The organism is Amycolatopsis albidoflavus (genome assembly GCF_039525725.1).
GTDB lineage: Bacteria > Actinomycetota > Actinomycetes > Mycobacteriales > Pseudonocardiaceae > Amycolatopsis > Amycolatopsis albidoflava.
Window position 1 is genome coordinate 190,455 of the sequence record NZ_BAAAHV010000008.1, and the last position, 19,514, is coordinate 209,968.

A 19,514-nucleotide genomic window follows, 5' to 3' on the forward strand; every position below is an offset into this window, starting at 1 on the left:
GCGTACCTTGTTGCCCAGTGATTGCAGTTGCAGACATGGGTATATAACGGTCGGGGAACTGCTTTCGTTCGCTGTAACAGGCGGGCGGTTGCTCGCGAACTCCCGGGGAGGGGTGATCGAGGGTGAGTGCGGAGACAACTGTGGCAATCGTGCCCACAACTGTCTTTCAACTTCGGGATTGACACTCCTCGGGCTCAGACGTAGTCTGGCCAGTTCTGCTCTTCTTGGGTCGAAGACTTCTGGAGTTGATCTACCGGTGAATTCCGCCGATTCGTCAGTCCTTCGCGTGGTGACGGAGCAGTCGGAGCGAGTCCTCAAGACATACTCGATCGACCAGGGCCTCATCCGCGAGCATGCAAATGCCGAACTGCGCATTACCCAAGGCGGGTACGGCGACAGACAGATCTACGAGCTTGTGCAAAATGGTGCCGACGAGCTGCGAGAGCACCCGGGCGGCGAGATCAGCGTCGTGCTCACCGGGATGTATCTGTACTGTGCCAACGAGGGTGCGCCGATCACGCCGCAAGGCGCGGACACGATCTTGCGGATGAGCTCCTCGCACAAACGCGGAGGACAGATCGGTCGCTTCGGCGTGGGTGTGAAGTCTGTCCTCAGTGTCTCCGACTCGCCGGAGTTCTACAGCTCGACTGGTTGTTTCGGGTTCGACAAAGACTGGTCTGCCGCTCGGATCCACGCTCTTCACCCAGACGTCGTCGACATTCCTGTGCTGAGAATGGCAAAGCCGATCGATCGCGAGCGTGCCGAGGCGTCCGATCCGATCCTTGCCGAGCTGCTGTCCTGGGCTACGACTGTGGTCAGGCTGCCCTTGCACACCTCCGCAGTGCTCGGACTCGGCCGTGACCTGGACGCGTTTCCCGCCGAGTTTCTGCTGTTCTCGCCACATGTGGGCACTGTGACGTTGGAGAACCGCATCCGGGCGAAGGTTGAAAAACGCCAGATCTTCCAGCGCGTTGACGGTGATCGTCGGACGATTCAGAAAGAATCGGCGTCGGGTGCCAGCTCGACGGTTGATTGGCGGGTCTTCACTCGAGTGCACCGTCCAAGTGAAAGGGCCTTGCTCGCCGCTGGCGAGCTGCACGACCGTCCTGAGCTCGACATCTCCTGGGCGGTTCCGGCACGACCGGGCCGAGATACGAGGCTGGGCGAATTCTGGGCGTACTTTCCCACGAAATACAAAACCACTCTGCGCGGCATCGTGAACGCGCCGTGGAAGACGAGCGAGGACCGTCAGAACCTCTACGGTGGCAATGCGTTCAACACCGAGCTGATCGAAGCGGTTGCCGATCTTGTCGTCGACTCGTTCCCGCTTCTGGCAAGGCCCGATGATCCGGCTGCGTACCTCGACGCCGCGCCCGCTCGAGGTCGGGAAGAACCTCAGTGGGCGTCAGATGCCTTGGTCAGTGCAATCTGGCACGGGGCCTCTCGAAAACCGGCAGTGCCCGACCAGAAAGGCGAGCTGCTCAAGCCCTCGTCCGTGCACCTGCATCCCGACGCTCTGCGCCCGGAATGGCTCGAGGGCTGGCGCACTTATGCAGGCAGCCCTGCCGATTGGGCTCACCACTCGGTCGAGCACGCGCGGCCCCGCCGGAGGGCCAGCGCCGAGCTGATCTATTCGACGGCGGAGATTCCCGTGGCGTCGGTGCGAGAGTGGCTGGAGGCGCTCGTCGTGGACGGGACGCCGGAAGCTTCGGGCACCGCTATCCGGATCGCCGCCGAGATGTTGCGTGCCGGGCACGCTCTTGCCGACCAAGCGGTGAAGGCGAAGATTGTCCTGACCGAGTCCCACGGCATGGTCGCACCTTCTCTTGGGAACATTTTCCGGAGGGTGTCGACCGATTCGCTCGCAGACACGAACTCCTACGTCGACGAGCGCGTCGTCGCCCAGTTCGGGATGGTGAGTGCGCTCGATGAGCTCGGCATTCATGAAGCGGACGCGGCAGGCCGGTTCGTGTCGATCGTCGAAGCCGGATTCCACGGCTACGACGACCTCCGGTGGAGCGAGTTCTGGGCATCGGCGAGGTTGGCGGGCGCAGGTCTGGTAGTCGCGCAACTGAAAGAATCGGTCCGCGACGTCGACCAGACGGTTCTCGTTCGGACGATGTCGGGTGCGTTTCGAGCGGTCGCTGACTGCCTCTTGCCCGGGCCGGTGGTGCCAGGAGACGGCAGCCGGGATGCTGGGATCGCAGTCGACGTCGACTTCCACGCGCCGGACTTGAAGGTTCTTCGCGACCTGGGGATGCGCGAGGTGCCACGCGACGACGTCGATCCCCGATCAGAGTCGTGGTTCGAAGAGTACCGCGAGTATTGCTGGCGTCAGTACGTCGCGAAACTCCCTGCCGATGCTCCCCGTCCACAATCGAAGCGACTTCGTGTCGACGGCCCGGCGGTGGCAGGTCCCTTGCACCTGCTGGAGGAACTGTCCGACGAAGGACGCGCAGCATTCATGAGCGCCGCGCCCCGTTCTGGAACTCCCGCGACCTGGGCCACCCGTGTCCCTGGCTCGCAGGCAGTCAATCGCGATGTGCTCTCGCCGTTCGTCTGGATGTCGCGCAAGCACGGACGGGTCTGGACTGGGAAGGGGATCCGCCCGGTCTCCGCCAGCGTCGGGCCCAGGCTCCGGAAGTACGGCGAACTCTTCCCCGTGGCTGACGTCTCTGACGATCTCTCAGAGGTGCTCCGGCTGGCAAGCGACATCAAGAAGCTTCAGCCCAGGTTATGGAAGACACTCCTTGAGGAAGTCGACAGAAGCAACGACGACGAGTTCCCGGGCAAGGTCTACGCCGTCATGTTCGAGATCGCCGCGGAGTTCCCTGACGGCGAATGGATGACGCGGTGCCGGGTAGGCGAAAAGTGGACCAGCGACCTGCCTGACGACGAGATCGTCGTGACCGCATCGCGTACTGACTACGACATCCTCGTTGCGGAGTCTGTTCCGGCGCTGCTTGTCCCTGACCACGGCACGGCCGAGGCCATGATAGACGGATGGGGGATGCGGAACGCGGCTGATGTCATCGAACGCGAGATCCGCTACGTTGCGCAGGGGGAGCCTATGCTGCTCGTCGATGAGTTTCCCCCGCTTCGACAGCTGGCGAAGGACAAAATCGACGGTCGTCGCCTCGTCCGGTGCAGCGAACTCGAACAGATCACTCACACTCCGAACGGCGAACGGAGCGAGCAGCTCCGCGTGGTGTTGAACGAGAAGGACGTTCTTGTCCTCAACCCGGCCGATGACCTCTCGGCTCTTCGGGCTGTGGACGGTAGGTTGAAGCTGGGACTCGGGATCGAGGGTTGTCGATCAATCCTCGAACGTCGCCGCCGCCAGCAAGAGGGCGAGCAGCTGAAGAAGATCCGAGCAGCCACAACGCTTCAGGAGAAGGCGTTGCAGTTGATCGGCTCGGAGGCGCTCAAACGCAAACTGCCCGAAGGTCTCCTGGAAAGCGACAAAATCGACACCGGGCGTGCTCCGGACGAGATGCGGATCGCCCAGCTTGCCCTCGACGCACACGGGGAAGGGCTGCTCCGCCACCATGCGAAAGACATCGAGGCGCGGCTCCCGGAAGCCGCCCGGTCGTTCCGCGGCGACAGTTCGTCCCGGCAGCTAGTCAACGATCTGCAGCTGCCGGAATCCTTCGCCGGAATCAGAGCGCAGCAGACGAGAGAAGCGGTGCTGTTTGTTGAGGGGCCGAGCCAGTACCCGCGGCTGCACGAGTACCAGGAGAAGCTTGCGGAGAAGATGTTCGAGCTTCTCATAAGGCAGGATCCTGGCCGCGGGATGCTGTGCTTGCCCACTGGTGCAGGCAAGACGCGAATCGCCGCAGAGGCCGTTATCCGGCTGATCAAGGCAACCGGCTTGAAAGGGCGGCCGGTGCTGTGGATCGCGCAGACGGACGAACTGTGCGAGCAGGCAGTCGAGAGCTGGCGCTTTGTCTGGTCCAAAGTCGGTCCCGGCGAACGTCTCACGATCAGTCGGCTGTGGTCGGGAAACAGTGCTGCCGCAGTGCGCGAGACGGCGCACCTCGTGGTCGCGACGGATGCAAAACTGTTGCAGTGCCTTGAAAAACCTGCATATGAATGGCTTCGCGACGCGGCATTGGTGGTAGTGGACGAGGCGCACACCTCCATCACGCCCGGCTATACCCAGTTGTTTAAAGCACTCGGGATCACGCATGCCAAAACGGAGCGTCCGCTGGTCGGGTTGACCGCAACCCCGTTCCGCGGGTTCAACGACGCGGAGACAAAGCGACTGGTCGACCGCTACGGCGGAGAACGTCTTGACCAGGGAGTTTTCGAGGGCGACCCATATCCGGAGCTGCAAGAGCTCGGAGTGCTGGCGAAGGTGCAACACCGCGAGTTGACCGGGGCGACGATGCCGCTGACGGACAAAGAGCTTGCGGACACGGCTCCCTTCTCGGGATACCTGCCTTCTACCGCCGAAAAGCGGCTCGGGCAGGACGACGAGCGCAACCGCATGCTGCTCACCGAGATCGAAAGATTGCCGAAGGACTGGCCGGTGCTGGTCTTCGCGACCTCGGTCGCGCACGCCAAGCTGATGGCGGCGAGATTGACTGGCAAGGGAGTTGTTGCGCGAGCCATCGACTCGGCAATGTCCATGGCAGAGCGTCGAAGGATCATCGAGGAATACCGGCAGCGGCGGATCCGCGTGATCACTAACTACGGCGTGCTTGCGCAGGGGTTCGACGCGCCCGCGACTCGGGTCGTCGTTGTTGCGCGCCCTACGTACAGCCCTAATGTGTACACCCAGATGATCGGCCGAGGGCTTCGCGGTCCGAAGAATGGCGGGGAAGAGACCTGTCTCATCCTCGACGTCAATGACAACATCACCAACTACCAGAAGGAACTGGCCTTCACCGGGCTCGAACACCTCTGGGAGAAGGAGTGACCATCGTCGATGCACTCACTGAGGAGCAGCGAGCAGTCGTAGAGCAGCCGGCTGACGCACTGGTCCTCGTCACGGCGGGCCCGGGCACCGGGAAGACTCACACGCTCGTACGTCGTCTGGAATATCTGCTCACGCAGAACAATGTTGCAGCAGGCGAAGTCCTGGTGCTCACATTTTCGAGGGCGGCAGTCCGCGAATTGCAGGCACGACTGTCTGCAGCGGCAGGTGCAGCCCGGCACTGTCGGGCGAGGACATTCGACTCGTGGGCACTTGAACTGCTGACCGCCGTGGATCCGGACGGGGATTGGCAGGCCAGATCCTTCGACGAGCGAATCCGCGCGGCGACGAGAGCCTTGCAGGAGCGACAGGCCGACGCGTTCTGCGATGATCTCGCGCACGTTGTGATCGACGAGATCCAAGACTTGGTCAGCGATCGACGAGTCATGGTGGAGTCTGTTCTGGAGCGTTTCCTGTGCGGTTTCACCGTCGTTGGGGATCCGGCCCAAGCGATCTACGGGTTCCAAGTGGCCGATCCGGAGCAACGGAAGTATGAGACCAACCGGTTCTTCGCACGGATGCGCGAGTTGTTCGCCGAAGAGCTGGTCGAGCTGTCCTTGAACAAGAACTTTCGAGTCCGAGACAGCTCTGCGGAAGTCGCTTTGCGCTTTGGCGGAGCGCTGCAGAACGCTCTTGCTGATCCGGTTGAGGTGCGTGCAGACGTCCGTGGTGCTCTGCTGGACGTTGAGCCTTTCGGCAATCTCTACGATGATTTCGCCCGGACAGCTTTGTCGCGTTCAGACATCACTACTGCAATTTTGTGCCGTACGAACGGCGAGTCGATGCTCGTATCTGAGGAGCTCCACCGAGCGGGCGTGGTGCACCGCCTCCAGCGGTCTGCGCGCGATCGAGTGGTTCCCAAGTGGATCGGGCGGCTTTTCACGTCTTCAAACGAAATTGTGCTGGCGCGGTCGACCTTCGACGCTTTGGTGCCCGCCTCTGTTCTCGGGCCGGACAGCGATTCCGATCGGGCGTGGACGTCGTTGTTGCGCGCATCGTCGCGCGGGACTCTCGACAGAAGCGTCGACCTTGGGAATCTGCGTGCGGCGATTGCGTCGGGCAGGTTGCCCGACGAACTTTCCGAGCAGCTGGCCACTTCACTGACCGTGTCGTCCTTCCACCGAGCGAAGGGCCTCGAGTTTGACCGGGTGGTCATTTCGGATCCTGGTGCAGCCAGGGAAAGCCTCGTCGAGGATTCCGGCGAAGAAGCACGGATGTTGTACGTCGCGATGACCAGGGCCAGAGACGACGTGTTGCGCATCGACAACCACCTCGACTTTGGAGTCAAAAAGGACAGGTCGTCCGACCGCTGGGCAAGGTACGGCTGGAAGAATCGACGGCTGGGGTTGGAGGTGTCTGGCGGCGATGTCGCGCATGACGTGCCAGCCGGTACGAGAGCCTTCATCTCCGATCCTGTCGAATTGCAGAAGTACCTGTCCGACGAAGTTCGGCCTGCTGACGAGGTTGTGATCGAACTGGCCGGCGATGCCAGGTCCGGGTGGAACGAGAGCCCGGAGTACGTGGTGCTTCACGACGGACGGCCGATCGGCGTCGTTTCCCGGCGATTCCGCGCAGACCTCATGCGGTTCCTGCGCTGGGGAGATCGGGTGAACTGGCCCCTGCGCATCACTCGTCTTCGTATTGACACCGTCGAGACTGTCGTGGGCAGCGCTGCTGCAGGCGCGGAAGCAGGTCTCGGGGAGCATGGAGTGTGGTTGGCCCCGCGGGTTTCGGGGCTCGGGGTTTTCTTGTACGGCGGAACAACCGGACCTGAGGATATGTAATGTCCGAGTACGACGAGCACTACCGATTCCGCGACGAGATGCTCGACGGTCTCCGGCGCGATATGGTCGGCCCGAGAGACGGGACCGAGCACGAGATCCTCACTGATCCGCCGATCACGACCTATGTGGCGGGGATTCTGTTCCCTCGCACGGAAGAGAGCATCAACCAGGTCGCGGATGTCGACCTGACCTCGACTGGGACGTCCGACGATGATCCTCCGGACACCGGGGTCGCGATGGCCAACGTCCAGTCTCCTTCGTCCATGGGGATGACCTTTGCCGTCGATCACACGACCTCGGCCACTGTTCGGATCGTTGTTCGCGCAGCAGTTTACGACCCGGTGGATCTCGCCGGCCGTCCGACCGAAGCGAAGCGGTCGGAACGGCGCAGCACCGGAGACCAGGGCGTCCGATGGAAGCGCAGGCCGCTTCCTGAGTTCTCCTGTTCGGTCGACGCCAGTCAACTCGGGCAGTCTGAGTGGTCGGTTGCCGACCATCTTCAGCTGCGAGTGAGGATCAGGCCGCCGCGGAGCGGCGCTGTATCGGTTACGGCGACTTTGGTCAATGTTGACCGGATTCCAGCAGGAGAGCTACGGGACACCCACTGTTTCTTCCAACCGGAGATTGAAGTAGCCGGCGCTCTCGTCGAACGGCGTGGGCCTGGCGGCGGAGACGAAGAGGAGGTGCGAGGAACTCGTCTGTTGTACCGCTTCGCTCCGACCTTCGCCGTCGGACACGGATGCTCGGTCGACTGGTGCTGGAAAGCGCCCGGGCCTAGGGCGATGATGGAAAATCCGAACGATCAGGCGACTGTCGAAAGGGTGCGCACCACCTTTGTCCCGGCTCACGAAGTCCTGCTGACCGATTCCAACGATGCGATCGGTCAGCTGGGGATGCAGCAACTCGCGACGATGGAGGACGAAGAACTCTTCCAGAGCCTGCGTGAACTTGTGAACGGCTATGCCGAGTGGATCGCTGAGCGGGAAACGGAAGCTGAAGCCATTCGCGCTAATGGCCTGCGCGAAGTAGCGAGGACTCACCTGGGGCGCTGCACCACCGCGCGGGTGCGGATGGAGAGCGGGGTCCGGTTGCTGAAACGGAATCCCGAGGTTCTCCGAGCGTTCAGGTTCGCGAACGAAGCCATGGCCCTGCAACGCGGTCGAACGTTGTGGATCAAGCGAGGCCGTGTAGGGGAGGTGAAACTGGACGGGCAATGGCGTCCCTTCCAGATCGCCTTTCTTCTCCAGTGCTTGGACGGAATGGCTGATCCGGAGCACGACGACCGGGACATCGCCGATCTGCTCTGGTTCCCGACCGGCGGCGGCAAGACCGAGGCGTACCTCGGTCTGATCGCATTCGCAACCTTCCTCCGAAGGATCCGAAAGGGTGACTCTGGGCGGGGCGTCACCGCGATCATGCGGTACACGTTGCGGCTGCTGACGTTGCAGCAGTTTGAACGAGCGGCTGCTCTTATCTGCGCCATGGAAGTCCTTCGAAAGCCGAGACGGCACGAGCTCGGCACGGCAGAGATCTCACTTGGCATGTGGGTTGGTCGCGCTGCCACCCCGAACACGCTTGAGGAGGCCGAGGAATCGCTGAAGCGCCTGCGGAAGCAGGAACAGCTGCAGACAAAGAACCCGGTCCAGCTTCGGAACTGTCCCTGGTGCGGGCACTCGCTCGATGCCAACAACTACCAGGTGGATCTCGAAGAGAAGGACATGAAGATCCTCTGCGGTAACGTCGATTGCCGGTTTCGGGACGGGATCCCCTGCTACGTGGTCGACGACATGATCTACAAGGCCCATCCGACCCTGCTGATTGCTACAGTCGACAAGTTCGCCCGCATGCCGTGGCGAGAAGATGTCGTCGCTCTCTTCAACCGCGACGCGGAAAGCGCGGGCGTGGCACCTCCCGAGCTGATCGTGCAAGACGAACTCCATCTCATCTCCGGTCCGCTAGGAAGCCTTGCGGGTCTCTACGAGACGGTTGTGGACGAGGCCGCCGAGCGGCCGAAAGTCGTCGCTTCAACTGCGACGATCCGTCGCGCCCAGATGCAAGCCAAGAACCTTTTCAACCGTCAGGTAAGCCAGTTTCCTCCGCCAGGACTCGACGCGCGCGACTCCTGGTTCTCCGTTGAGGTGCCGCGGGAGGACAAGGCGACCCGCTTGTACGTCGGACTGATCACGCCGAACACGAGTCAGGCGACGCTTCTGGTTCGTGCCTATGCCCAGTTGTTGCACTGCGCCAGCCAAACCGAGGGTGACGCCGAAGTCCGCGACGCCTACTGGACGCTGGTCGGCTACTTCAACAGCCTTCGGCTGCTCGCTGCTGCCGAGCTTCAAGTCCGAGACGACGTTCGAGACCGGCTCGTGCTTCTGAACGATCACGAGGAAGCGGCAGGCCGGGCCGTTGATGTCGTGTCCGAGCTGACCAGCCGGATCGTGTCCAGTGACATCCCGGCGAGGTTGAAGGGCCTTGAAGTCGCTCATCCGAAAGCCGAAGCGATGGATGTCGTGCTGGCGACGAACATGATCTCCGTCGGCGTCGACATCGATCGGCTCGGGCTCATGGCGATCATGGGCCAACCACAGACCACAGCGGAGTACATCCAGGCCAGCAGCCGGGTCGGGCGGAGCAAACCCGGCTTGGTGGTCACTCTTTTCAATGCGGCGCGGTCTCGAGACCGTTCACATTACGAAAATTTCCGCTCGTATCACTCTGCTCTGTACCGTCAAGTCGAGTCGACCAGTGTGACTCCGTTCTCCGCTCGTGCGCGGGACCGGGCGCTCCACGCAGTTTTCGTCGGGATGGCTCGTCTGATGATTCCTCAGCTGCGACCGAACACCGCCGCAGCCGCAGTGTCCCCGAACTTGCCTCGAATTAATGAGCTGAAGGCGCTTATCTTGGCTCGAGCTGATTCGGTTGCCCAGCACGAAGTGGACGGTACGAGGGCCGACCTCGACGAAATCATCGACCACTGGGTGCAGCTCGCGGCGGGCAATTCCCAACTCGTGTATGAAGCACCGAAGCGGCGAAGTATCGATCGGGACGCTGACGCGGCCCTTCTTCGGACGTTCACAGACAAAGACCTCGACCAAGCGATTGACACATTGTGGAGTCTCCGAGATGTCGACTCGGAGTCCCACCTGTACTTGGAGCGGTGACCATGGCCCTGCGCAAGCCCGACCGAAACGGGCGGAAGGCCGTCCCCGGAGGACCTGTTTCCAAGACACCTCTCGGCGGCGTTCGGAGTGCTCAAATGATCACGACGTTCGGCGTGGGCGCGATGGTTGCCGTCGACGACAGCTCGTACGTGGTAAGCGGTTTGGATACTTGGAACATCAATGAAAAAGACACGCTTTACGAGCCTCGGCTGCAGAAATGGTTACGCGTAAATAAATTCTACGGCCCACCGGCGAATGACCCGCCCAACGGTGACGGTGTCCGAGTCCGCAGGTTTCCCGAGTGGTACTCCTGCTCGAACTGCCATGACCTGAAGCCGTACAAAAGCTTCGGTACTGCTTCGGCGACTGGCACAAAGTGTGCAGCGTGCGAAACCTCGCTCGTTCCATCACGTTTCGTGATGGCTTGCGAAAACGGGCACCTCGACGACTTCCCGTACTGGGCGTGGGTCCACAAGAAGAATCGTCCTGCTGACGACTACACCGGTGATCACAAGCTCGAGCTGCACAGCGACGGGAGGACTGCGTCGTTGCGCTCGGTGGTGATCTCCTGTTCGTGCGGTCTGGAGTCGTCGATGGAGGGCGCTTTTGGGCGAAGGGCACTTGAGCTGCTGGGGGTGCAATGCCGGGGACGGCGACCGTGGCTCGGAGCAGGACTGGAAGAACCTCATTGCGATGCTAATCCGCGGACGTTGCAACGCGGCGCATCGGCTGCTTGGTTTGCCGTCAATAGGTCCTCGCTGTCAATCCCGCCGTGGTCGGACGTATTGCAGAAGTCGGTCGACAAGCACTACACCACTCTGGCCGCGGTGGTCGGCCAGCCGAACGAGTCGGCGGTCATCGAGTCGCTGGACTGGGTTCGTGCGAACCAATTCACTGTCGAGGATGTTGTCAAGGCAGTGCGACAGCATCAGCGGCTCTTGGCAGAAGAAGTCGAGGACGAGCCGGCCAGGGGGCTCGAGGCAACCGAGTCGTTCCGACTTCAGGAGTACGACCCGCTCTACTACGGGCAAAAGCCGATCCGTCAGGGCGATGACTTCGAATGCGCGCGCCCGGACGATCACGTGGATGTCGCACTGCCGTACCGGATCGGTCGGAGCATGCTCGTAAAGCGGCTCAGGGAAGTCCGAGCACTTGAGTCGTTCACCAGGATCGAGGCACCCGATCAGCTCAGCGATCGCAAACGATACGCCGCACTGTCAAGCGGGCGCGTCGACTGGCTTCCTGCAATCGAGGTCAGCGGTGAGGGCGTCTTCCTCACCCTCGATCCGGACGAGCTGACCGCGTGGGAGACTTCGGCCGGGCCTGCTGCTCGGGGCACTTCGATCCGGGCGAGTCACACCAGAGCGCTGGCAGAGCGGGCGAAACGCCGAGGCGCAGTTCCCGCAGCCGGAGCGTCCGAGTCGGCTATCTCCGCTCGGTACGTCTTGTTGCACACACTCGCGCATGCGTTGATCAATGAATGGAGTCTGGACGCTGGTTATCCGGCCGCTTCTTTGAGGGAACGCCTGTACGTGTCAGATCGGTGCGCAGGTCTGCTGATCTACACGGCAACAAGCGACTCGGCGGGAAGCCTTGGCGGCGTTGTTGCACAGGGAAGTCACGCTCGCCTCCAGGAGACACTCTGTTCAGCAATCAACCGGGTGGCGTGGTGCTCCCAGGACCCGCCGTGTATGGAGGCTGAGGCCAGTGGCGTCGACAGCTTGAACCTCGCAGCTTGCTACGCATGTGTAATGCTTCCCGAGAGCAGCTGTGAAACGAACAATACGTTCTTGGACCGGGCTCTTCTCGTCGGTACACCAGACGACGGCCAGACGGGTTTCTTTCACCATCTTCTCTCAGACGGTGCCTAGCTCTTTCTTGAGGCAGAGAGGAAAGCTCAGCTTGGAGGCGTGATCAGGTGTTGCACCGCCGTTTCAAGAGCGGCTACGTCTTCCTGCCAGGTCATGAGTTCCATCGGTGGTGGGACCAGGCCGGCGCGCCGGCTGTGGAGGTATTCGCTCGTGAGGCTGTAGACGCGCTGTACCCGCAGGACCTGGTTGCGCAAGATCGGTACTTCGGGGGTGTCTGCCAAGGCGACTATGCTCCACAACCGAAGGGCGATCTTTCCTTGGCGAGACGGAGTGGCGAAGACTGCGTCCGGCAGCTGGCGAGCTAGCTGCTCTATGCGCATGCGAAGGATCAGAACTTCGCACCGCGCGCGGAGGACCGGGGGCAATTCCGAGCCAGCGAGTTCCGCCTCTCCGGCGCTCGGATCCCACCTCATGCGGTTGTCCGGAGAAGGTCTGAGCAGAACCGTGCGGTTTCCCGCACGCGGATCCGCAAGTGCTCGGGTGCGGTGATCCGGGAGTCCGGATCACCGTGGGATCCGGCATTGAGATCTTTCAAGAACGCTTGATGAGACAGGAGCACGCCGATCACGGCGTGGGCTGCGTGCTCGCGAGCCACCGCTTTCTGGGCAGTCTCCAACGCTCGTCTGGTCGTGAATGCCCGGCCCAATCTCGCGATGGAGTCCTTGCCCGCTGCGGGCGTCGATGCGGCCTCCACGACGAACTCGCGAAGGACCGCGTCGATCGCTTGGCGGCAGAACGAGAGCACGAGCACCGCTGTCGTAGCAGCGGATAGTTGCTTTGCCCGGCCGTCCTTGTCCGTGTTCGAGTGCAAGATCCTTGCAGCGTCGTCGATCAGCGGTTGCCAAGGATGCGTAGCGTCGAGGCTGAACACGTTTCCGTGCTCGTCGCGGCTCAGCTTCACGACGTTCAAGTCTGTGACGTGCTGACGCAGCACGTCGACCAGGCGTTGATCATGGGTGAGCAGGACGACTTGCTCGCCGTCCGCTGCGCGGGAAGCGATCAATTCTGCGAACTTGTCTGTGCGGAAGTCGTCCATCGCGTGCACCGGATCATCTAGCACCACGAACCGTAGCGGCGCTTGTCCGGCTGAGCTGAGCAACAGAGCCAAAACCAGTGCGTTGTACTGGCCGGCAGAAAGACTGCCCGGTGAGGTTTCCACCCCCTGGGCGAAAAGCCGGAGAGTGGTTGTTTCGTTCAGCCCCTCTTGATCCGAGGCGGGTACGTCAAGGGCCAGCTCGTCGATGCCGGCATCGACGAGCAGCCCTCGAAGTGGCCCCGCAGCCAATTCTGCGATGACAGTGCGGCGCGCTTGATGCGCTTGGTCGAACGCTGCGCCCAGGCGCTTCAGCGCGGCGGCGGTTCCCGGAACTTTGGCAGCAGCCTTACCAGAGGATCGATGGACAGTCATGAACTGACGGCAGCAGTCCCGTCGCGCAGACTGCCAGACGTCGGATATGTCGACTGTCGTCCATAGGGCGTCCACCACCGTCGCCACATCGGAACTGAACGTGCTGGACTCCACGATCTTCGTTGCGGCTCGCCACCCGTCTTCGCGCTCCGAGCGAGGAGCCGTTTCGACGAGCGGATCGATCGCAGAGCGGAGTCGTTGGACGGCTGCTGAGATGTCCGGCGAGCCCTTTGCGATCTTCAACAGGGGAAGAAGCTGCTCGAGGAGCAGATCTCGCAGCTCGGAGAAACGTGCCTGCGCGAGATTGAACTCTTCGCGAACTTCTTGTGAGTCCTGCAGCACTCGACGAGCCTGGTCGAGCCAGGCCGGCCGTTCCCCTTCGCCGGTAGGGTTGCTGCCCGGGCTGTTCGCGGCGAGATGTTCGAAAAGATCCTGCAGTACCTGGAGTTCATCGCTTGCCAGCGAGCTGTCCTGCTTTTTCTTGGCCCGCCGGTAACTCTCGAGTGCGGCGCGGGCCTCGTCTTGTGCATCGAGAATGGCGTTTGTCATACGGGGGTCGATGTCGACGGGCACGCGGGTGGAGGTGGTTGCAGCAGGGAAAGTCTGGTTGAACCAAGCTTCTGCATCGGCTCCCGGGCTCTCAGGGAGGCGCACCTTCGGGGGCATCGAGGTATAAGGATGGCGTAGGGCAAGTCGCTCGTCGACCTGATCGAGCGCAGCCGCGGCCTCCTGCCGTGCTTGGTTCCACACAGTCAGTGCGTCGGTTGACTGCGAGTGTTCGCGTTGCAACACATGCCAGAGGTCCCACCAAACTGGCCCGAGCCGCAGGCGATCGTGCACGAAAGTGGTCAGGTGGCCGACCCTGAGACGGTGGGTCCAGTGGTCGTAGCCGACAATTGAATGACGGGACGCAATTGCTTGAGCCCAGGCTGGTCCAGGCCGTGCTGTCATCGGCTCCGAAGAGTCCGCAGGCAACCACGCGACTTCAGCTCTCTCGGAAGCTCCGTCGCTCCAAGACAACCGGAGCCGGTCGCCATGGTCGTTTTCGAGGGTGACCACGACATCGGATCGTTGGGCTCCCGCATGTCGGGTGACGGGTTGTTGAAGTGCGGACGGAGTGAACGCCGCAGCGGGTTCGGTGCCACCGACGAGCGCGACCTCGAGGGCGTCGGTGATGGTCGACTTCCCGGTGCCGTTGGCGCCTTGGAGCACGAAGACTCGCGCCGACCGAGGGAATTCCTGCAGGAACGGCTCGTCGTGAGCTCCCGGTTTGCCAGTGCCGTTCGCGATGCCGCGAAATCCGCTCAACTCCACGGACCGCAGCTCCCACGGGCCGGTTGCGAGTACGTCTTCCAGTTCGTCTTCGGCAGTGTCGATCCGGGAGCGACACTCCGCCAGCGCATCGGCGAGAACCTGACCACCTGCGTCCTGCGGAGTTCGGGGCAGCAAGACTTTTTCGACGTCAGCGACCGACATCGTGCGGCCAAGAGTCTCTCGGTGGTCGATCGTCGTTTTTCCCAAGTCCAGTCTCCCGGTCGTCACCAGCCGACGAGACTTTACCGGAAATCAGGCTCGCTCCTGCGCAGGCGGTGATCGAGCGGCGCGGTATGGTCGGCGCGCTGGCGGAACAGATTCGGAAGGTGGTCGTTGATGGCGACTGTGGTGTTCGCCAAGGAGTTTCAGAAGAACTTGAACGTCGACGGTTCGTTGAAGCCGCGCGCCTGGGACTTGCTGACCAAGCTGAGCACGGATCAAGACCTGACCGGCTTGGATCTGAAGATGCCGAAGGGCGCAAGGGATTCCCGGGTCCGTACCGCGCGTGTCACCGACAACCACCGAGCCGTTCTGTTTGCCGCGGGAACCGCTGACGACAAGTACTACGTGCTGGTGGCTATCCGGCCGCACGACGATGCGTACGAATTCGCGGCCAAGGCAACTATGCGGGCCAATCCAGCAAACGGAGTATTCGAGGTTCTGCACGATCAGGAGTTGCCCGAGCTTCTGACATTCGAAGAGTCTCGGGTAAGCACCCCTGACCGCCCCTTGCTCGTGCCGTACCGCGCCGAAGAGCTTGAGGCGATCGGCATTTTGCCGGAACTTGCCCGGCGGGCGGTGCTGCTCACAGACGAGGGCGAGCTGACGGATCTGTGTATCGCCGCACCGGAGTGGCAAGCGACTGCACTGTTGGACTTGGCCTGCGACGTGTCTCTTGACGTGGTCAAGGAGCAGTACGGACGGGACAGCTCAGGGCCCGGAACTTCGGTGATCCCGGCAGATTTCGACGACCCGACCCAGTTGCGGGAATCTCTGTCGCGTTCCGCTTCCAGGATGGAATTCGTCGTAGTAGAAGGCGACGAACATCTGCGCCGCATGCTCGATGGGGACTTCATGGCATGGCGGACGTTCTTGCACCCGGACCAGCGGCAGCTGGTTGAACGTCCTCGAAAAGGATCATTCCGTGTCACGGGAGGTGCGGGCACCGGCAAGACTGTCGTGGCGATGCATCGGGCGGTCGTGCTGGCGACGCGCAATCCCGAGGCTCGGATTCTCTTGACCACTTATACGAAGAATCTTGCGAATCAGTTGAAATCGGATTTGCGCGGACTTGCTGAGCAGTCAGTGCTTCAGCGGATCGACGTGTCCGGGGTCGACCAACTTGCGCGTACCATTGTCGCCAGGGCGGGCGGCGCACGCACGCGGATCATGCAGGACCAGGACCAGCTCCGGCTTTGGCATCGCGCGGTGGAGGACACACCCGATCTCGCCGCGGGCGACGATGGGTGGTGCACGCCGCACTTCTTGAAGGCTGAGTACGAGCAGGTGATACTCGGCATGGAAATACGGTCGGCCAATGCATACCTGGACGAAAAGCGCCGCGGACGGCCTAGGTTGACTCGGGTTCAGAAGACCCGCCTGTGGCGAGTGGTCGAGAAGTTCCGAGAGCTGCTCTCCGGGCAGGAGAAGACGACTTATCTCGATATTGCTGTCCAAGCGGTGGGGATTGCTCGTAGCTCCGGCCTGCCGGTGCTCAACCGGTACGACCATGTGATCGTCGATGAAGGGCAGGACTTGGCGGCTGCGCATTGGCGACTTCTCCGCGCGGTCGTTCCGGCAGGTCTGGACGACCTCTTCATCTGCGAAGACGCACACCAGCGACTCTACGGCGACCGCCTGGTCATCAGCCGGTACGGCATCGAAACCCGCGGGCGTTCGCAACGGCTCACTCTGAACTACCGGACAACGAGGCAGGTGCTCGGCTACGCGACCCGCCTGCTTGCCGGTGTCGACTACATCGACCTGGCCGACGAGGACGATTCGACGGAGTTCTACCGTTCGCTGCTCGTCGGCCCGGAACCGATCACCCATGCCTCCCAGACGTGGCAGGAGGAGAAGAATTTCATCGTCGAGACGGTGCGCCGCTGGCTCGACGAACACCAGAACCAATCGCCCGGAGCGTTCGCCGTCCTTGTTCATCAGGTCGACCTGCGTGACAAGCTGGTTCGGGAACTGCGGTCGGCGGGGGTCCCCGCCGCCGTCCTGGAACCGGACGGAACTGTCGAGGCGTCCGGCGTCCAGGTGGCGACCATGCATCGGGCCAAAGGAACAGAGTTCGCTCGTTGCGTCGTCGCTGGAGTCTCGGAGGATATGTTGCCTCCGCGATGGCGCTTGGCGGAGGTGGACGAGGAGCAACGTGAGGAAATCATCGCGCGTGATCGCAACCTTCTCTACGTCGCCTGCACTCGACCGAGGGACCAGCTTGTCATCACTTGGACGGGACGGCGTTCGATGCTATTGCCGCCAGGGTAGCCGTCATGTTGCTTTCTGTAACCGCCGGTGGTGACCCGTCAGTAACTTACCTCTGGTCTGGCGGGCGCCTGGGGGTTACCCTCTTTACTGTGACTGCCAGTAACACCACCACCGCGCGGCAAGAACCCGACTACGACGTCCTCGTCGTCGGGTCCGGGTTCGGCGGCAGCGTCGCGGCGTTGCGGCTGACCGAGAAGGGCTACCGCGTCGCGGTGGTCGAGGCGGGCCGGCGCTTCGCCGACGACGAGTTCGCCAAGACGTCCTGGGACCTCAAGCGCTACCTCTGGGCCCCGCAGCTCGGCTGTTACGGCATCCAGCGCATCCACATGCTCAACGACGTGATGGTGCTGGCCGGCGCGGGCGTCGGCGGCGGGTCGCTGGTCTACGCGAACACGCTGTACCGGCCGCTCAAGCCGTTCTACCAAGACCGGCAGTGGGCGCACATCACCGACTGGGAAAGCGAACTCGCGCCGCATTACGACCAGGCCAGCCGGATGCTCGGCGTCGTCACGAACCCGACGATCACGCCGTCCGACGTGGTGATGCGGGACGTCGCGAAGGACATGGGCGTCGAGGATTCGTTCCACGCCACGCCGGTCGGGGTGTATTTCGGCAAGCCCGGCGAGACGGTGAAGGACCCGTTCTTCGGCGGAGCCGGACCGGATCGGGTCGGGTGCACCGAATGCGGTGCGTGCATGACCGGCTGTCGCGTCGGCGCGAAGAACACGCTGGTGAAGAACTACCTGTACCTCGCGGAACAAGACGGCGCGAAGGTCATTCCGCTGACCACGGTGACGTCGGTGAGCCCGCGCAGCAACGGCTACGCGATCACGTTGCAGAAGACCGGCACCCGTTCGCGGCGCTTCCGGACGACGGTCACGGCGTCGCAGGTGGTGTTCGCCGCCGGCACCTGGGGCACGCAGAACCTGTTGCACCGCATGAAGGACACCGCGGCGCTGCCGAAGTTGTCCGGCAAGCTCGGCGAGCTGACGCGGACGAACTCCGAGGCGATTATCGGTGCGGCCCGGACGACTGTCGACGAAAACCGGGACTTCAGCCGCGGGGTCGCGATCACGTCGTCGATCCATCCGGACGAGAACACGCACATCGAACCGGTGCGGTACGGCAAGGGCAGCAACGCGATGAGCCTGCTGCAAACCGTTGCCACCGACGGTTCTTCGAGCGTTCCGCGCTGGCGGCAGGCGCTCACCTTCCTGGTCAAACACCCGGTGCAGTCGGCGAAACTGCTGAACGCGTACCGGTGGAGCGAGCGCACGGTGATTCTGCTGGTGATGCAGAGCCTCGACAATTCCATCACCACTTACACCCGGCCCGGCCTGTTCGGACGGCGCAAGTACACGTCGAAACAGGGCCACGGCGAGCCGAACCCGAGCTTCATCGCGGCCGGGCACGAGGCGAACATCCTTACCGCGGAACGGATCGGCGGCATGCCGGGCGGCACCTGGGGCGAGGTGTTCGACATCCCGCTCACCGCGCACTTCATCGGCGGCGTGCCGATCGGCGACAGTGCCGACAGCGGGGTGATCGACCCGTACCACCGGGTTTACGGCTATCCCGGACTGTCCGTTGTGGACGGTTCGGCGATCACCGCGAACCTCGGGGTGAACCCGTCGCTCACCATCGCCGCGCAGGCGGAGCGGGCGTTCTCGTTCTGGCCCAACAAGGGCGAGGCCGACGAGCGGCCCGAGCAGAGCAGCGGGTACGCCAGGATGGAGCCGGTCGCGCCGAAGAACCCGGCGGTTCCGGCGAACGCCCCCGCGGCACTGCGCCGCTGACCTAAGATCGTCCGGTGACGACTGCGGCGCTGGACCGGATCCGGAAACTGCACGACGAATGGGCACGAATCGCCGAGGCGATGCCGGAGACGGCATTCGGCGAGCCGAGCGCGTTGCCCGGCTGGACGCGCGCGCATCTGCTCACCCACCTCGCGCGCAACGCGGACGCCCTCGGGAACCTGTTGACCTGGGCCGAAACCGGCGTCGAGCGGTCGATGTACGGCCCCGGCAACGCCCGGGACGACGAGATCGAGGCTGGCGCGGGCCGTGCTCCGGCGGAGATCGTGGCCGATCTGGTGGCGTCCGGGAAAAGGCTGACCGACCACGCCGCGCGGCTTTCGGACGAGACTTGGTCAGCGCGCGTCCGGCACCGGCACGGCGGTGAGCTGACCGGCGCGGACGTGCTCACGCTGCGGCTTTCCGAGACCACGATTCACCTGGTCGACCTTGACGCCGGCCATGATTTCGACAGCGCCACCGCGCTGTTCGGCGAGCATCTCGACGCGGTGGTCGCCACGCTGATCCGGATGTGTCCGCGTCCGTTGCCTTCGTTCCGGCTCACCGATGGCGTCCGTACTTGGACTTTCGGCGAGGGCGGCGATCTCGTGACCGGGACGCCGGGGACGGTGCTGGCGTGGCTGACCGGCCGCGGCGACGCTTCGGCGCTTTCCGGGCCGGTGCCCGAAATGGCCCCGCTGCTCTGATT

At 62.9% G+C, this 19,514-nt stretch carries 9 protein-coding genes; 7 read left to right on the forward strand and 2 right to left on the reverse strand.

Features of this window, described 5'->3' with window-relative positions:
- Positions 1–286: 286 nt before the first annotated feature.
- From ABD156_RS11300 to drmB, 4 genes are read left to right on the forward strand one after another with little or no spacing between them, the layout of a single operon-like run.
- The gene (locus ABD156_RS11300; RefSeq protein ID WP_344270395.1) at positions 287–4,921 is read left to right on the forward strand and encodes a DEAD/DEAH box helicase family protein; all 4,635 of its coding nucleotides are present in this window, start codon (positions 287–289) and stop codon (positions 4,919–4,921) included.
- Positions 4,918–6,762, forward strand: a complete 1,845-nt coding sequence (locus tag ABD156_RS11305) for a UvrD-helicase domain-containing protein (protein WP_344270397.1) — start codon at positions 4,918–4,920, stop codon at positions 6,760–6,762. The genes ABD156_RS11300 and ABD156_RS11305 overlap by 4 nt, the downstream gene beginning before the upstream one ends.
- Positions 6,762–9,926 carry a helicase-related protein gene (locus ABD156_RS11310; RefSeq protein WP_344270401.1) on the forward strand — a complete coding sequence of 1,055 codons (3,165 nt, stop codon included), beginning with the start codon at positions 6,762–6,764 and terminating at the stop codon, positions 9,924–9,926. The genes ABD156_RS11305 and ABD156_RS11310 overlap by 1 nt, the downstream gene beginning before the upstream one ends.
- A gap of 2 nt (positions 9,927–9,928) precedes the next feature.
- A complete protein-coding gene (drmB, locus tag ABD156_RS11315) occupies positions 9,929–11,797 on the forward strand; it encodes a DrmB family protein (protein WP_344270736.1) in 1,869 nt (622 codons plus the stop codon).
- Between the two features lie 26 nt (positions 11,798–11,823).
- Here the strand turns inward: drmB and ABD156_RS11320 are convergent, their stop codons facing one another.
- Complete coding sequence (locus tag ABD156_RS11320) at positions 11,824–12,117, reverse strand: hypothetical protein (RefSeq protein ID WP_344270403.1); 294 nt, start codon at positions 12,115–12,117, stop codon at positions 11,824–11,826.
- Between the two features lie 89 nt (positions 12,118–12,206).
- Complete coding sequence (locus tag ABD156_RS11325; RefSeq protein WP_344270405.1) at positions 12,207–14,726, reverse strand: AAA family ATPase; 2,520 nt, start codon at positions 14,724–14,726, stop codon at positions 12,207–12,209.
- Between the two features lie 129 nt (positions 14,727–14,855).
- Here ABD156_RS11325 and ABD156_RS11330 point away from each other — a divergent pair, with 129 nt between their 5' ends.
- The 3 genes from ABD156_RS11330 (at position 14,856) to ABD156_RS11340 (ending at position 19,512) form a co-directional block, all read left to right on the forward strand.
- Positions 14,856–17,012 (forward strand): 3'-5' exonuclease, encoded by a 2,157-nt coding sequence (locus ABD156_RS11330; RefSeq protein WP_344270407.1) that lies wholly within the window; start codon positions 14,856–14,858, stop codon positions 17,010–17,012.
- An 89-nt stretch (positions 17,013–17,101) separates the two neighbouring features.
- The gene (locus ABD156_RS11335; protein ID WP_344270410.1) at positions 17,102–18,808 is read left to right on the forward strand and encodes a GMC family oxidoreductase N-terminal domain-containing protein; all 1,707 of its coding nucleotides are present in this window, start codon (positions 17,102–17,104) and stop codon (positions 18,806–18,808) included.
- A gap of 14 nt (positions 18,809–18,822) precedes the next feature.
- Positions 18,823–19,512, forward strand: coding sequence for a maleylpyruvate isomerase family mycothiol-dependent enzyme (locus ABD156_RS11340; protein ID WP_344270413.1), 690 nt, complete (start codon positions 18,823–18,825; stop codon positions 19,510–19,512).
- The last annotated feature ends 2 nt before the right edge of the window (positions 19,513–19,514 follow it).

What these genes read in the sequence shown, in the direction of transcription:
- ABD156_RS11330 (WP_344270407.1), top strand. Translation starts at nt 14,856, where the DNA reads ATGGCGACTGTGGTGTTCGCCAAGGAGTTTCAGAAGAACTTGAACGTC.
- ABD156_RS11310 (WP_344270401.1), top strand. Translation starts at nt 6,762, where the DNA reads ATGTCCGAGTACGACGAGCACTACCGATTCCGCGACGAGATGCTCGAC.
- ABD156_RS11320 (WP_344270403.1), bottom strand. Translation starts at nt 12,117, where the DNA reads ATGCGCATAGAGCAGCTAGCTCGCCAGCTGCCGGACGCAGTCTTCGCC.
- drmB (WP_344270736.1), top strand. Translation starts at nt 9,929, where the DNA reads ATGGCCCTGCGCAAGCCCGACCGAAACGGGCGGAAGGCCGTCCCCGGA.